The organism is Luteolibacter sp. Y139 (genome assembly GCF_038066715.1).
GTDB classification, from domain to species: Bacteria; Verrucomicrobiota; Verrucomicrobiia; order Verrucomicrobiales; family Akkermansiaceae; genus Haloferula; species Haloferula soli.
Map to the genome: position 1 here is coordinate 534,295 of NZ_JBBUKT010000001.1, position 14,089 is coordinate 548,383.

Sequence of the window (14,089 nt, forward strand, 5' to 3'; positions counted from 1 at the left end):
TAGCGGAACGGCTGCGCCGTTCCGGCAGGGCGAGGCTTCAATACGAGTCGCCGCCTTCAATTAAAGTTCTTCAGGGCCAACGGCCCGGCAAGCCCTAAGCCCAGCCCATCGGGCTGGGTTTTCGAACGCCACGCACGGCGGCCTGTAGGGCCGCGAGACGTGCACGGCCCACCCCTACAAAATCCCCGCCGCCATCCCCCGCGCCCACGCATCCGCCTCAATCACCCCATCCAGCGAACACGCCGGGGCCACCTCATGCGCATGCATCGTCTCCCCAACGATCCGCCAGATATCCGGAAACCGGATCCTCCCCTCGATAAACGCATCCACCGCCACCTCGTTCGCCGCGTTGAAAACCGCCGGCAGCGTCCCACCGGTTAGACCCGCCTCCCGCGCCAAGCCCAGCGCCGGGAAATCCCCATGCCGCGGCTCTTCGAAATCCAGCTTCGCCAGCTTCGCGAAATCCAGCGGCTGCAAGCCACCCTTCACCCGCTCCGGCCACGTCAGCGCATACTGGATCGGGAAGCACATGTCCGTCTTGCTCATCTGCGCCAGCACCGAGCCATCGATGAACTCCACCATCGAGTGAACGATGCTCTGCGGATGCACCACCACGTCCACCCGCTCCATCCCGATCCCAAACAGCCAGCGCGCCTCGATCATCTCCAGCCCCTTGTTGAACAGCGTCGCCGAGTCGATCGTGATCTTGCGCCCCATGTCCCACGTCGGGTGCTTGAGCGCCTGCTCCAGCGTCACCTCCACCAGCTTCTCCGCCGGCCAAGTCCGGAAAGGACCGCCCGACGCTGTTAGAATCAGCCGAGAGACTTCTTTCTCCCCACCACGATGCCCGTCCAAGCACTGGAATATCGCGTTGTGCTCGCTATCGATCGGCAGCAGCGTCACGCCTTTCGCCTTCGCCGCGGTCGTGACGATCTCGCCCGCCATCACCAGGATCTCCTTCGAAGCCACCGCGAGATCCTTCCCCGCCTCGATCGCCGCCAGCGCGGGCTTGAGACCGGCCGTGCCAATGATCGCCACCAGCACCGCGTCCGCCTCTTCCATCGTCGCGAGTTCCGCGAGACCCTCGGGACCTGCCAAAATCGTCACATCCGATGGCACCAGCCCGCGCAAGGTTTCCACCTTAGTGGTATCGCACAGCGCCACCCGCTTCACGCCCGTCTCCCGCACCTGCGCCGCCAGCGCTTCCACGCTGCCATTCGCCGCCAGGCCGATGAGTTCGATCCGTTCCGGCAGCAATCTCGCCACCTCCAGCGTCGAGCGCCCGATCGATCCCGTGGAACCGAGCAGGACCACTTTCTTGCGTGCCGGCGCGGCGTTCAGGGCGTCATCCATTTGAGATAAAAATAAAGCACGGGCGCGGTGAAGCAGAGACTGTCGATCAGGTCGAGCGCACCGCCAATCCCCGGCAGCATGGCCCCGGAGTCCTTCACGTTGAGGCTGCGTTTCACCACACTCTCCGCGAGGTCGCCCACCACCGCGAGCAGGCACAGCACGATGCTGAGCACGATCACATGAGTCCAGCTACCGAGCACATGCAGCCCGGTGGCAAAGTTCGGCATGTCCTCCTTGAAGAGCGCATACAGCCCGCAACCCGCAAGCAGCGCGAAGAAGATCGCACCACCAAATCCCTGCCACGTCTTCCCCGGGCTCACATGCGGGATCATCTTATGCTTCCCGATCATCGAGCCCACGATGTAGGCGCCCATGTCCGTGAATTTCGTCACCGCGATCATCCACAGCAGCACCATCGCCCCGGGAACTTCACCCGGCCCGGGCACCAGGAAAACCAACCGCGCCGCGAAGTTGAAAAGAAAGGCGAGGTAAACAAATCCGAGCAAATTCGAGGCGACCGTCTGCAGCCCCTCCAAGCCACGGATCGGATACCGGAGTTGGAGGAAAAACGACCCCGCGAGCGCGGCGAAAATCGCGGCCCCGTCGAACCACTCCTGCAGCGCGGCGATCCTCAGCCGCGCCGCACCCGTCAGATCCATCCCCGTCGCCGCTACATGATCCGTGGCTAACAGCATCCAGTAGAGCACCGCGGAATACACCGCCGCCAGCAGGATGCCGTAGCGCGGGAAGCACTTCACCCCGCCCGCCTTCAGCATCCGGAAATATTCCACCGTGGCGATCAGAGTGAGCACCCCGATCAGTCCGACGTAGGCCCACGCCCACCGGCTCGCGAAGCCCGCCGCCACCACTCCCCACAGCCCCAGCGTGCTCGCACTGCGGCGCAGGAAAACGGCACGTTTTGAATTATCCGGGGCTGGGCTTGGCATCCGCGCGCATCCAAGACGCCGGGGCCGGTCGAGGCAATTTCATTCGGTAGCGCAACCTTGCAATAAAGACCGGGTTTTCCCGCTCAACAACGGACGGCCGCCCGTAACGATTCCCAGAAACCAACCAACCGATAAGATACGATGAATACGACCCTCAGCATGATCGCCCTCGCGCTCGCCGGCACTCTCGCCGTTCACGCCCAAGAGCCCGCCCCCGATGGCGGACAGCGCCGCGGCGGTCGCCAACTCCCGCCACAAGTCGTCAAGGAGTTCGACAAGGACGGCGACGGCAAGCTCAGCGACGACGAAGCCAAGGCCGCCCGCGAAGCCATGCAGGCCCGCCGCGCCGAGGCTGAAAAGAAGCGCCTTGAGAAGTACGACACCGACAAGGACGGCAAGCTCAGCGAAGAGGAAACCAAGGCCATGCGCGCCGACCTCGAAGCCAAGCACAAGGCACTCGTCGAGAAGTACGACGCCGACAAGGACGGCAAGCTCAGCCCCGAGGAAATCAAGGCCGCCCGCGACGCTGGCGAAGAAATTCCTCAATTCCGCCCGATGGGTGGCGGACGCGGCCAAGGCGGCCCCGGCGGCGAAGGCCGTCCGAACCGCCGCGGCGGTCAAGACGGTGGCCAGGGCGGTGGCGAAAAGCCAGCCGGCGAATAAGCCAACTACTTGAAAAAAGCCCGGGGCGCACACGTCGCTCCGGGCTTTTTTGTCGATTTCCCCCTGCTTTCAGGCCGGTCAAAACGGCTTTTTCGCCCCACCCCGGAGCTGGCCCGATCCATGAGACCGCCTCACTTTTCCCTAGAGCATTCTGCATCCTCCCCGGGGACCGGTGGCATGAAACGCGCTTGAACCGCTCCGCCCCCCGCTCCATCTTCCGCGCCCCGGCTCCGGGAGCCCTTGTTTCGCTTCAATGTCCTCATCCATCCAGATCCCCGAAGACGCCCCCTTTTCCGCCGAGCAGCGCGTGTGGCTCGGCCAGTTTCTTTCCAACCTGCTGGCAAATGCCACCGCCGGTGCAGGTGCCGCCGCACCCGCTGGTCCGGCCGTCCCGGTGACGATTCTGTGGGGTTCCCAGACCGGCAATGCCGAGGGCCTCGCCAAGAAACTGGTGAAGACCTTCAAGAAGGGAAATTTCGAGCCGGAAGTCTTCGATATGGCCGCCTATGACAAGGGCCGCCTCCCGCAGGAGAAAAACCTGCTCATCATCACTTCCACCTACGGCGACGGCGAACCGCCTGACAATGCCGCCGAGCTCTACAACTGGCTCCTCAGCGAGGCTCCGCCCCGTCTGGAAGGCGTCCAGTTCTCCGTCCTCGCCCTCGGCGACACGAACTACCCGGACTTCTGCAAGTGCGGCATCGATTTCGATACCCGCCTCGAGCAGCTCGGCGCGACCCGTTTCTTCAGCCGCATCGATAGCGACGTCGACTACGACGGCCCCTTCAAGCAGTGGTCGGACGGCATCGTCGGCCTGCTCGCTCCCGCCGGCGCTCCCTCCTCGAACGGAGCCGCCGTCGAGCAACTCGAAACCGGCTACTCGAAGAAGAACCCCTTCCCTTCTCCGATCGTCCAGAATTTCAACCTGAACGGTCCCGGCGAAAAGCAGACGAACCACGTCGCCCTCTCGCTCGAAGGCTCCGGTCTGGAGTACGAAGTCGGCGATGCCCTCGGCGTCTACCCGCAGAATCCGCCATCCGTGGTGGACGAAATCCTCGCCGCGCTCCCCTTCAATACCAAGGTCTCCGTCCCGCTTCCCGATGGCGGCGAGTCGACCCTCCGCGATGCCCTGATCTCGACCTACGACATCGGCACGCTGAACAAGTCGCTGATCCAAAAGTGGCAGGCCCGCAGCGGTTCGCCCTTCCTGCGCTCGCTCGTCCAAGCCGATGACAAGAAGGCATGGGACGACTTCTGCTGGGGCCGCGACCTCATCGACCTCGTCATCGATCACCCCGCCGACTTCACGGATGCCGAGGACTTCGTCGCCACCCTGAAGAAGCTCCAGCCGCGCCTCTACTCGATCGCCTCCAGCCCGAAGGCCCACCCCGGCGAGGTCCACCTCTGCGTCGGCATCGTCCGCTACAATACCTTCGGCCGGAAGCGCGGCGGCATCTGCTCCACCTTCCTCTCCGACCGCGCCAATGGCGTGCAGCCCGGCGTCTTCGTCCACTCGAACAAGGCCTTCCGCCTTCCCGAAAACGGCGACACGCCCGTCATCATGGTCGGCCCCGGCACCGGCATCGCCCCCTTCCGCGCCTTCCTCGAAGAGCGCAAGGCCACCGCTGCCAAGGGCGCCAACTGGCTCTTCTTCGGCAATCCCTACAGCAAGACCGACTACCTCTACGCCGACGAACTAACCGCCTTCCAGAAGGACGGCACCCTCGGCAAGCTCGACCTCGCCTGGTCGCGTGATCAGAAGGAAAAGGTCTACGTCCAGAACCTCATGGTCCAGCAGGGCGCAGAGCTCTGGAAGTGGTTCCAGGATGGCGCCGCCTTCTACGTCTGCGGCGATGCCTCCCGCATGGCCAAGGACGTCGACGCCGCCCTCCACACCATCGCCGAGCAACACGGCGGCCTCTCCAAGGACGACGCCGCCGCCTGGGTCAACCAGCTCAAGAAAGACAAGCGCTACCTCCGCGACGTCTACTAACAGCTGCCCCAAAAAGAAGCCTCACCTTTCACAACGGCCGCCGGCACCCCGGCGGCCGTTTGTTTTGGTAAGCCAGCTCTCAAAAGCGCCAACGGCGCGCAATAAGGGGTGTCGACGTTCCGTCGACACGATGTGGAGCGCACGGTGTAGAGCGCGGACGTTGATTTCCCGTGGGCCAGAGGCCCTGCCCATACCAGCCTAGGCCGCAGGCCTAGGAACCTGCGTTCAGATGATGTTGGAGGGCTGAAGGCCCGATCCATAGGCGGAACAAGCTCTTCAATGCTGCCTGCCTCTCCCCTCACCTCCTCTTCCCCGCCGCCGTCACCTCCGCCACCAACCGGTGCAACACCAACCGGTGATCCAATCCCGTCGTCACCAGCGACCGGTCCGCCTTCAGCGCCGACTCCATCGCCCCGCGCAGCCCATCCAAGGTAAACTGATCCGCCCCCCGCAAACACAGGAACAGCGGATACACATTCACCCCACCCGCCTTCTTCTGCGGCAGCCACAGCCGCTCCATCTCCGGCAGCCGATCGATCGCCGCCGCAAAGTCCTTGTAGTTCCGCGTCGGCAGCTTCTTGTCCGAAAGCACCTTCGCCATGAAAAGATTCCGCACCGTCGGAATGATCGAGGCCCGCATCAGCCCGATCGCATTCTCCCCGCGCTCCAGCTGCTGGTCGATCAACTCCAGCGCCCGCGCCGCATCCCCATTCTGCAGCGCATTCCCGATCTCGAAAACCACACCGGCCCGGCTCAGCGGCACCATCCGCCGCACATCATCCGTCGTCACTTCACGCCGCTCCGGCCCCAGATAAAGGTCGATCTTCTCCAGCTCGTTCCCGATCTGCCGCGTCGCCTCACCCGCGAGCATGATGAAGAGCTCCAGCGCATCGTCATGGAATTGCAACCCCAGCTCCTTCGCCTTCTTCTCCACCAGCGCGGCCACCTCGTCCTGCCACCCGTCCCGCGACGTATCGATCTTGTCGAACGCCTTCACCTGCGCCCCCTTCTCGAGGAACTTCCAGAACGCCCGCCGCTTGTCGATCCCCGTCGCGCTCATCAGGAACGTGATCCCCGGCGCCAGCCCACCCTCTAGGCAGCTCTTCAGCGATTCCACCCCGGACAGCGTCCGCTCGGAGCGCCCCGTCACATCATCCAGCAGGAAGCTCGCATTCTTCAGCCACACCACCTTCTCCCCGAAGAAGGGCAAGGTCTGCAGCGCCTCCACCACCGAACGGCAAATCTGGAACGCCCCCTCGGAATTGTCCGCCGTCCCCTCGATCGTCTCGTGCGTGAAGCCATCGTCCACGCCGCCCGTCAGGTCACGGTGCAGCCGCAGGGCTTCCTCTTTCACGCGCCCGTCGTCGCTGCCGACGATGGCGAAGATGTTCGGCTTGGCGGCCACGCCGGAGGTGTACGCGGCGGGCGCAGCAGCGGGAAACAAAAAGTGCCCGGCCGAGGAGACAGCCGGGCACCTTTCCAAATTCAGTCAAACTATCGATCAGTCAGCCAAGGCCACCTTCGCGATGCCCCACTCGAGCGGCGAGATGATGCCATCGTCATTCTTGTCGAGCTTGTCGAAGGCCTTCGTGGTGCTGGCCGGGTTCGAAGGCGGATAGACACGGGTCGCGGCGAATTCCTCGAGGTCGAGGCCACCGCTCTCATTGTCATCAGCCGCCCAGAAGATCTCCGCATCGCTCGGCTTGATCGCACGACCGCCGTTGGCGTAGATGAAATCGTTGAGGAAGATGCCGCGCTCGGCCGGAATGATCGCGCGCGCGGTCGCGGTCTTGATGTTGATGAAGCGGGCGAGCTCGTCGAAACGGATCTCGGTGATCACCGGGCGGGTGCTCGCACCGTAGGAATTGGAGAACTCTTCGAAGTCGAGGTAGTCGTTCCCGTCGAGGTTCGCCTCGTTGAAGAGCTGCGTGAAGACTTGGACCTTGGCTGCCGAAACCTTGCGCTCACCGGCGGTGGCGTTGGTTGCGAAAGCGGCGAGTACAAGTCCGAGGAGGATGGGGGTGGATTTCATAGTGCGAGCAAATTACGCATCTACCACCCCCTGATTGTCAACCGGACATGTTAGGATTGGACCGCTGCACGAAGGCCTGCTTCATGCAGCCGGCCCACTCCCGGGAATTCTACACCTTGATGTCGATGCCCCACTCGCTCGGCGAGATGATGCCATCGTCATTCTTGTCGATCTTCTCGAAGGCCTTGACGGTGCTCGCCGGATTCGAAGGCGGATAAACGCGGGTCGCCGCGAATTCCTCGATGTCGAGGCCACCGCTTTCATTGTCGTCCGCCTCGAAGAAGATCTGGGTCTTGTTCGGCTTGATCGCACGGCCGCCGCTGGCTTCGATGAAGTCGTCCAGGAAGATGCCGCGCTCGGTGGGAGGAAGGATGATGATACCGCGCGTCGAGATGCCACTCTTGATGAAGCGGGACATCTCGTCGAAACGGAACTCGGTGATCACCGGACGGGGGCTCGCACCGTAGGAGTTGGAGAACTCTTCGAAGTCGAGGTAGTTGTTACCGTCGGTATTCGCCTCGTTGAAGAGTTTCGTGAAGACTTGGATCTTCGCCGCAGAGATCTTTCTCTCACCGGCTTGGGCACCGGTGCTGAAAGCGGCAAATACAAGTCCGAGGATAATGGGGGTGGATTTCATAATGCGATTAAATTACGCATCCACCACCCCCTGATTGTCAACAGGCATGTTGGGATCGGACCGCTGCATGAAGGGCGACTTCACGCAGCGGCCCATCCCGGGAATCTCAGGGATCGAGGTTCTCGACGCCCCACTCGCTCGGCGAGATGATGCCATCGTCGTTCTTGTCGATCTTGTCGAAGGCCTTGGCCGTGCTCGCCGGGTTCGAAGGCGGATAGACGCGGGTCGCGGCGAATTCCTCGATGTCCAGGCCGTTGCTGTTGTTGTCATCGGCCGCCCAGAAGATCTCTTCATCGCTCGGCTTGATCGCGCGACCGCCGCTCGCGTAGATGAAGTCTTCGAGGAAGATGCCACGCTGGGTCGGAGGAATAACAATCCCACCGCGCACGGTACCCACCTTGATGAAGCTGGCGAGTTCGTCGAAGCGGATCTCCGTGATCACGGGACGGGTGCTCGCACCGTAGGAGTTGGAGAACTCCTGAAAGTCGAGGTAATCGTTACCGTCGGTGTTTGCCTCGTTGAAGAGCTGCGTGAAGACTTGGACCTTGGCAGGCGAGATCTTCTTTTTCGGCCTGGCATCGGCGTTGGGAGCGAATGCGAGCAGGGCAAGCCCGAGGAGGAGGAAGGGGGTTGATTTCATAGCGGGAGAATTACGATCCCTCCGTCACTTGATTGTCAACCGACATGTTAGACCGGCGAGCGACCTGAAAGGCCCTCACGCATCGGGCAGAAATCCCGGCGGCCTTGGCTTCTCCTCACCCGCCTTCTTGCGCTCGCGCGCCTCGCGGAAGAACCCCTGCACCAGCGCCAGACACTCGTCCCCCATCACACCGGAGACAACCTCGCAGCGGTGGTTCAGCGGCGGGCACGCATCCAGCAGATTGATCCAGCCACCGGCCGCCCCGCCCTTCGGATCGGGACACCCGAAGACCACCCGCTCCGGCCGGCAATGAACGATCGCCCCCGCACACATCGGGCACGGTTCCTTGGTCACATACAGCGTGCACTTCTCCAGCCGCCAATCACCCAGCGTATTCTGCGCCGCCGTCAACGCCAGCATCTCCGCATGCGCCGTCGCATCGCGCAGCGTCTCCACCTGGTTCCACGCTCGCGACACGATCTTCCCCTCGCGCACGATCACACACCCGATCGGCACCTCCGTCGCCGCATACGCCTTCTTCGCCTCACGCAGCGCCTGCCCCATGAAATACTCGTCGCTGCCCAGATCGATGATCCCGCTCACCCCCCAAGCAAAAAGGCCCACGCCAAAACTTCCAAGCGCCAACACCACGGCGTTCCCCCTCTTCGTAGCGGAACGACTGCGTCGTTCCGGCTGGGTTCGGACCGCACCGGCAACAAATGCCAAGACCTCCCTGCAACCTCACCCCTGCCAAGTCTGATCAATAAACGAGATGATCGTCGGAATCGCCAAATCCAGCGTCTTCCCCGTCTCTTCATAGGCCTTCCTGCCCATCCCCAGCGGATCCGGCACATCCGCCGCCACCCCGCGACCGGGGATCTCCACGAATTCACAGACCAGGTAAAACTTGTCCGAGTACTCCGGGAAAAGGTTCTCCAGCGCCTCCAGATGCCCGGAAGTCATCGCGAACACATGCGTGGCACTCTCCAGCAGCTCCGGCGACACCGGCTGGCTGGAAAATCCATCGAGCTTCACCCCGCGACCACCCAGGAACTTGATCGTCTCCGGATTCGGCTTGTCGCCCGGGTAGGCAGCCACCCCGGCCGAGGCCACCTCGAAATCATGGCGCTTTTCCACCGCCTTGCGGAACATGCCTTCGGCCATCGGGCTGCGGCAGGTATTTCCCGTGCAGACAAACAGGACCGATTTCGTGGCGGACATCGCGCGAACCCTGCCGCTTCGGCAGCGTCCGGTCAAGGCGGGCGCATCAGGGTAACGATGCCTGCCACACTGTTAGTCGTTTTCCCGGAAAGCGCCTTCCCCCACCGGCGCGGGACTGCTACAGCGCTCGCGGCATGACCTTGGAGGAAGCACGGCGCACACTCGGACTCTCCGCAACCGAAGACGTGAAGAACCGCCTCGGGGAATTCATCGCCGCCCGCGAGCGCATCGCCGAGATGGTCCGCGCCGCGCCGAATGAAACCCTCGCCCTCCGCTTCCAGGACGGCTTGATCGAGTTCGACAAGGCCCTCGCCGCCCTCCGCGAGGAATCCGAAAAAGAGCCTGAGGAAGTCGTCCGCGCCCGCGAATGGATGGCCGCAGCCCGCGGCTCACAACCCGCACCCGCGCCAACAACTGGGAGCGCCTCCACTGGGAGCGCGGAATTCATTCCGCCCGAACCTATCAAACCCGCCGCCTCCACCGGCGACTCCCCATCCGCCCCGCCCCCAGCTACAGCCACTCTGCCCCCTCCGGCCACAATCGCCGCTCCCATCACCCCTCCACCCGTTCCTGATACGCCTGCCGCCACAGCGCCAACACCCGCTCCAGCCCCAGCGCCCGCATCGGAAACTCCGACCACGTCTCCCACCCCGGCACCTCCGCCCGTGCCCGCGCCTATAGCGGCAACGCCACCACCACCGTCCCCAGCGCCTTCGACAGATCTACCTCCAGTGGCAGAGGCACCAGCCCCGGCACCCCAGCCAGTACCCGCTCAAGTAGCGACAACGCCGCCACCACCATCCCCCGCGCCTCCGACAGATCTACCTCAAGTAGCAGAGGCACCAGCTCCCGCCCCCGAACCTCCGTCGGTGCCCGCGCCAGTAGCGGTAACGCCTCCGCCCGCCACCCCGCCCGCCACTACCCCGGCGACGGCACCGATCGCACCGGAAGGCTCCACACCACCCCTTCCCCCAGCCCCCGTCGCGGAATTGCCCGAAGAAGACGAAGACGAATTCTCCGACGAACCACCCAAGCGCGGCATCGCCGGCCGCATCGCCGCGATCTTCCTGATCCTGCTCGTCGCAGCCGCCGGTGGCGGAGCGTTCTATTTCAAAACGATCGCGGATCAGAACCTCCGCACCAATGAACGCCTCACCTTCCTCGAGCGCCTCGGCGCCATGATGGTCGAGGCCCGCCGCTGGCCCGAAGCCACCGCCGCCTACAACGAATACGACCAGCTCCGCCCCCACACCAAGACCGTCGAAATCGGCCGCCGCAGCATCGAGGCCGGCATGGAGGAAGAGCAGCGCCAATTCGTTGGCTACTGGTCCGGCGAAGCCATCGCCGCCTTCGAGCTCGGCCGCCTGGAAGACGCCATCGGCTCCGCCCGCAAGGTCCTGGACAAGTATCCGGAGCAGAAGGAAATGGCCGACCTGCTCGAGAAAGCCGAGCAAGCACGCACCGCCCAGGCACGCGAGGCCCTCCTCACCGCCACCACCGCCGCCATCCAGAAGCGCCGCTGGGAAGAGGCCGAGTACAAGGCGAAACAGCTCGCCGATTCATTCCCCGGCGACCCCCAGGCCAAGACCCTCCTCGCCGAAATCACCGAGGGCCGCGACAAGGACGCCAAGGACCACCAGCGCGCCCGCCAGCTCTTCGATGCCGCCAAGCAGCGCGACACCGGTGCCTTCGACCGCAGCGCCTACGAGTGGCTCCGCGAGGCCGCCGCCCTCTCGCCGGACGATGCCGAGATCGCCGCGCTCTACCAAAAGATCGCCTCCTACACCCGCACCATCCACGTCCCCGCGGATTTCCCCAAGCTCGCCGATGCCATCGCCTCCGCCCGCGATCGCGACCGCATTACCATCGCCGAGGGCACCTTCGTCGGCCCCGTCATCATCGATAAGGCGATCAGCTTCGAAGGCGCAGGCCGCGACAAGACCTACATCGAGGTCGAGGCCGGCGAAAGCACCGCCGCCACCTTCGGCCCCCATGCCGGCGGCACCCGCGTCAGTGGCATCACCTTCCGCCATCGCGGCTTCGAGGCCGGCAAGGACCGCTTCTCCGCCCTCCTCGTCCGCGGCGCGGAAATCAACTTCAGCGATTGCCGCGCTGCCGATGCCGCCGGCCACGGCCTCGCCGTCGTCGAGGCCGGCCGCGCCATCGCCGTCCGCTGCCTCTTTGAAAACAATGGCTGGGATGGCGTCGCCGTCCGCGGTCCCGGCAGCCGCATCGAATTCACCGAGTGCGAGGCCACCGGCAATTTCGGCCACGGCTTCGACCTCTGGGACGGCGGCTCCGGCGCCATCCACCAGAGCGTTGCCCGCGACAACAGCGGCAATGGCATCGTCGTCGGCACCACCGCCGACAACATCGTCGTCGGCAACTGCGACCTCCGCGCCAACCGCCAATTCGGCATCGTCGTCGCCAACGCCGCCTCCGGCCGCGTCCACGCCAACCACTGCCGCGAAAACCTCCTCGGTGGCATGGCCGTCCGCACCTCCGCCGCCCGCCTCATCTTCGAGAACAACGTCCTCGAAAAAAACCTCGGCCCCGGCCTCGCCCTCGAAAAAGGCCTCGACCCCAAGGTCTTCTCCACCAACACCGCCACCGGCAACGCCAACGGCCAGAACATCCTCCCCAACGGCGACTTCTCCAACGCCGACTGAGTAACTCCGGAGGCATCCGGTGACCTTCTCCCGGTCGCGTAGCGACCAAGGACGGTAGCCATGGACTTCAGTCCATGGTCCCCAAACCTCCAAAGCATCTCGTCGCGTAGCGACGAAGGAACCCTACCATTGCGGACTCGATTCGATTCCCATTGCCCCACCCGTTCCCTCGCAGGCAAGGTATAGCCTTACAGCCTTTCCTTCCCCGTGAAATCCATCCTTCATGTACTGCTGTGCTTGTCATTCCTCGCCCCTCTGCGTGCCGAGGACGAGATGAAGAAGTGGATCGCGAATCTCGAAAAAAACGCGGCACAAATGGAAGAGATGGCCACCGACGACGGCACCATCGAAATCCTGTCCCTCTATCCATCGCAGCTCTCCAAGCCGCCCGTCGACGAGGACAAGAAAAACCCGGAAACGAAGGAACCGCCCAAGTTTCATTCTTATCCCGTCCTGAACCGCGCTCAGGTCACCGATCCCAAGGTGAAAAAGGAGCTACTCACGGAACTCGCTAAGTCCATTCGAGCAAGCATTCCCACAGACGGAGGCATCACGGTCAGCGGTTGCTTCAATCCGCGACACGGCATCATCTACGCCAAGGGCGAGAAGAAGGTGGAACTCCTCATCTGCTTCGAATGTGACAAGGTTGAGTGCCATGACTCAGACCAAGAGAAGCCCCGAGGATTCACGATTCAATCCTCGGCCGGGCCTGAGCTTTTCAACGCCTTTCTCGACAAGCAACACGTCAATCGGGACGTGCCGGAGAAATGATTGAAGGAAAAAATCTCGGCACCCTTCCCCCAGATTTTCTCAAAACCGCGGACCACCCACTTGCCCCCGCCCGCCGCCTCCATACCTCTCCCCCCATGGAACCGCCCTACGAAGTCCTCAAACCAAACAGGGGACCAATGGATCACACGCGCTGATTCCGAGCGGCCTGCAAATCTGGAAAAAGACCATTCACGGCTATTTTAAATTGAACCAATAATGAGCGGATTCGTCAAAAATAATAACATTACCTCTTCCGTCGCCACTGGACCCTTCGTATCTAATCGGATTGTCGATTTCCTTGCCCGTGTCGATATCTATGGAGTAGTAAAAAGGTGAAAATGTAACATCCCGACCATCTTGTTCCCAATTACCTGCCAATTTAATCGGAGTGCCTGTCTTTTTGATCCACACCGTTTGTTGGAATGTCTTATTACCCAGCAATACTAGCTCGCATTTGTGTTTTGAGTTTTCAAATTCATACGTCCCAGCTTTCAACTTATCGTCAGAACAAGAGGAAAGACCTAGGAAAAACCCCGAGCAAAACAACAAGAAGCGATTAGCAGTCACAAAAGGGGGCACTCCTTGAAAATTGAATCTGTTAGATCCGAGTCCGCCTGTCCCCCTTTCGACGGAACCTTCACCTGACAATCTCATTCCCATTCCTGCCAGCCTTCCAGAAGAAGGAGCACCGGGCAACCCATCTCCTCCACCCCGTGGAACCTCGCCCCTTCTCTGCTTCATTTGCTTAGACCCATCCAGTACCCGATCAATCCCGAAAGAAACGAGCAGAACAGCGCCCCCAAAGCCGAATTCAAGATCCGTCCAGCGAACTCGCCCCGCCGGAAGACCGCCATCAGAATAAAGAGTCCCAGGCCGCCGACGATGAATCCGAAAAACATGTAGGGAAGCGGACTGAGATCAAAATTCCCGGACGAAACCGCCTCCAAGCCTGCAGCGCTGGCTCCCGCGGGTCCCAGCCTCGATCCTAACAGGGCGCAGAGCACCGCCGCCACAAGCGCTCCCGCCACTTGGCCTCCTGACCAGCGCTCACCCTCGCCCTGGGATTCCGGAGTATTTTTCTGCTCCGAAGACTCGGGACCATTCATGACAGCAACAAGGAAAACGTCTTCACGGACAGGAGGATACCCACGCAACCAACGATC

General features: G+C 62.7%; 14 protein-coding genes. 4 read left to right on the plus strand and 10 right to left on the minus strand.

What is annotated here, in order from left to right; all coding sequences use genetic code 11:
* Window positions 1-174 precede the first annotated feature (174 nt).
* Window positions 175-1,353: a 1-deoxy-D-xylulose-5-phosphate reductoisomerase gene (locus tag WKV53_RS02380; protein WP_341402742.1), complete on the minus strand. Its 1,179-nt coding sequence runs from the start codon at window positions 1,351-1,353 to the stop codon at window positions 175-177.
* Window positions 1,338-2,300 (minus strand): phosphatidate cytidylyltransferase, encoded by a 963-nt coding sequence (locus tag WKV53_RS02385; protein WP_341402743.1) that lies wholly within the window; start codon window positions 2,298-2,300, stop codon window positions 1,338-1,340. Before WKV53_RS02385 ends, WKV53_RS02380 begins: the two co-directional genes overlap by 16 nt.
* Before the next feature lie 141 nt (window positions 2,301-2,441).
* On the opposite strand from WKV53_RS02385, the gene WKV53_RS02390 reads away from it, so the two are divergent.
* Together WKV53_RS02390 and WKV53_RS02395 are read left to right on the plus strand one after the other, a co-directional pair.
* Window positions 2,442-2,963 (plus strand): EF-hand domain-containing protein, encoded by a 522-nt coding sequence (locus tag WKV53_RS02390; protein ID WP_341402744.1) that lies wholly within the window; start codon window positions 2,442-2,444, stop codon window positions 2,961-2,963.
* A gap of 253 nt (window positions 2,964-3,216) precedes the next feature.
* The gene (locus WKV53_RS02395; protein ID WP_341402745.1) at window positions 3,217-4,956 is read left to right on the plus strand and encodes a diflavin oxidoreductase; all 1,740 of its coding nucleotides are present in this window, start codon (window positions 3,217-3,219) and stop codon (window positions 4,954-4,956) included.
* A gap of 298 nt (window positions 4,957-5,254) precedes the next feature.
* Here the strand turns inward: WKV53_RS02395 and holA are convergent, their stop codons facing one another.
* The 7 genes from holA to WKV53_RS02430 form a co-directional block, all read right to left on the minus strand.
* Entirely contained in the window at window positions 5,255-6,361 is a 1,107-nt protein-coding gene (gene holA / locus WKV53_RS02400) for a DNA polymerase III subunit delta (protein WP_341402746.1), read from the minus strand.
* Between the two features lie 96 nt (window positions 6,362-6,457).
* Entirely contained in the window at window positions 6,458-6,988 is a 531-nt protein-coding gene (locus tag WKV53_RS02405; protein WP_341402747.1) for a hypothetical protein, read from the minus strand.
* Between the two features lie 109 nt (window positions 6,989-7,097).
* Window positions 7,098-7,625, minus strand: a complete 528-nt coding sequence (locus WKV53_RS02410) for an EF-hand domain-containing protein (protein ID WP_341402748.1) — start codon at window positions 7,623-7,625, stop codon at window positions 7,098-7,100.
* Window positions 7,626-7,731: 106 nt separating this feature from the next.
* A complete protein-coding gene (locus tag WKV53_RS02415) occupies window positions 7,732-8,265 on the minus strand; it encodes an EF-hand domain-containing protein (protein WP_341402749.1) in 534 nt (177 codons plus the stop codon).
* A 75-nt stretch (window positions 8,266-8,340) separates the two neighbouring features.
* Window positions 8,341-8,859, minus strand: a complete 519-nt coding sequence (gene tadA, locus WKV53_RS02420) for a tRNA adenosine(34) deaminase TadA (protein ID WP_375341825.1) — start codon at window positions 8,857-8,859, stop codon at window positions 8,341-8,343.
* A gap of 147 nt (window positions 8,860-9,006) precedes the next feature.
* Entirely contained in the window at window positions 9,007-9,486 is a 480-nt protein-coding gene (locus WKV53_RS02425) for a low molecular weight protein arginine phosphatase (protein ID WP_341402751.1), read from the minus strand.
* 675 nt (window positions 9,487-10,161) lie between these two features.
* Entirely contained in the window at window positions 10,162-10,329 is a 168-nt protein-coding gene (locus tag WKV53_RS02430; RefSeq protein ID WP_341402752.1) for a hypothetical protein, read from the minus strand.
* Between the two features lie 26 nt (window positions 10,330-10,355).
* On the opposite strand from WKV53_RS02430, the gene WKV53_RS02435 reads away from it, so the two are divergent.
* The gene (locus WKV53_RS02435) at window positions 10,356-12,155 is read left to right on the plus strand and encodes a right-handed parallel beta-helix repeat-containing protein (RefSeq protein WP_341402753.1); all 1,800 of its coding nucleotides are present in this window, start codon (window positions 10,356-10,358) and stop codon (window positions 12,153-12,155) included.
* Window positions 12,156-12,362: 207 nt separating this feature from the next.
* Entirely contained in the window at window positions 12,363-12,926 is a 564-nt protein-coding gene (locus WKV53_RS02440; RefSeq protein WP_341402754.1) for a hypothetical protein, read from the plus strand.
* A 195-nt stretch (window positions 12,927-13,121) separates the two neighbouring features.
* On the opposite strand, the gene WKV53_RS02445 is transcribed toward WKV53_RS02440, so the two are convergent.
* Window positions 13,122-13,667 (minus strand): hypothetical protein, encoded by a 546-nt coding sequence (locus WKV53_RS02445; protein ID WP_341402755.1) that lies wholly within the window; start codon window positions 13,665-13,667, stop codon window positions 13,122-13,124.
* Between the last annotated feature and the right edge of the window lie 422 nt (window positions 13,668-14,089).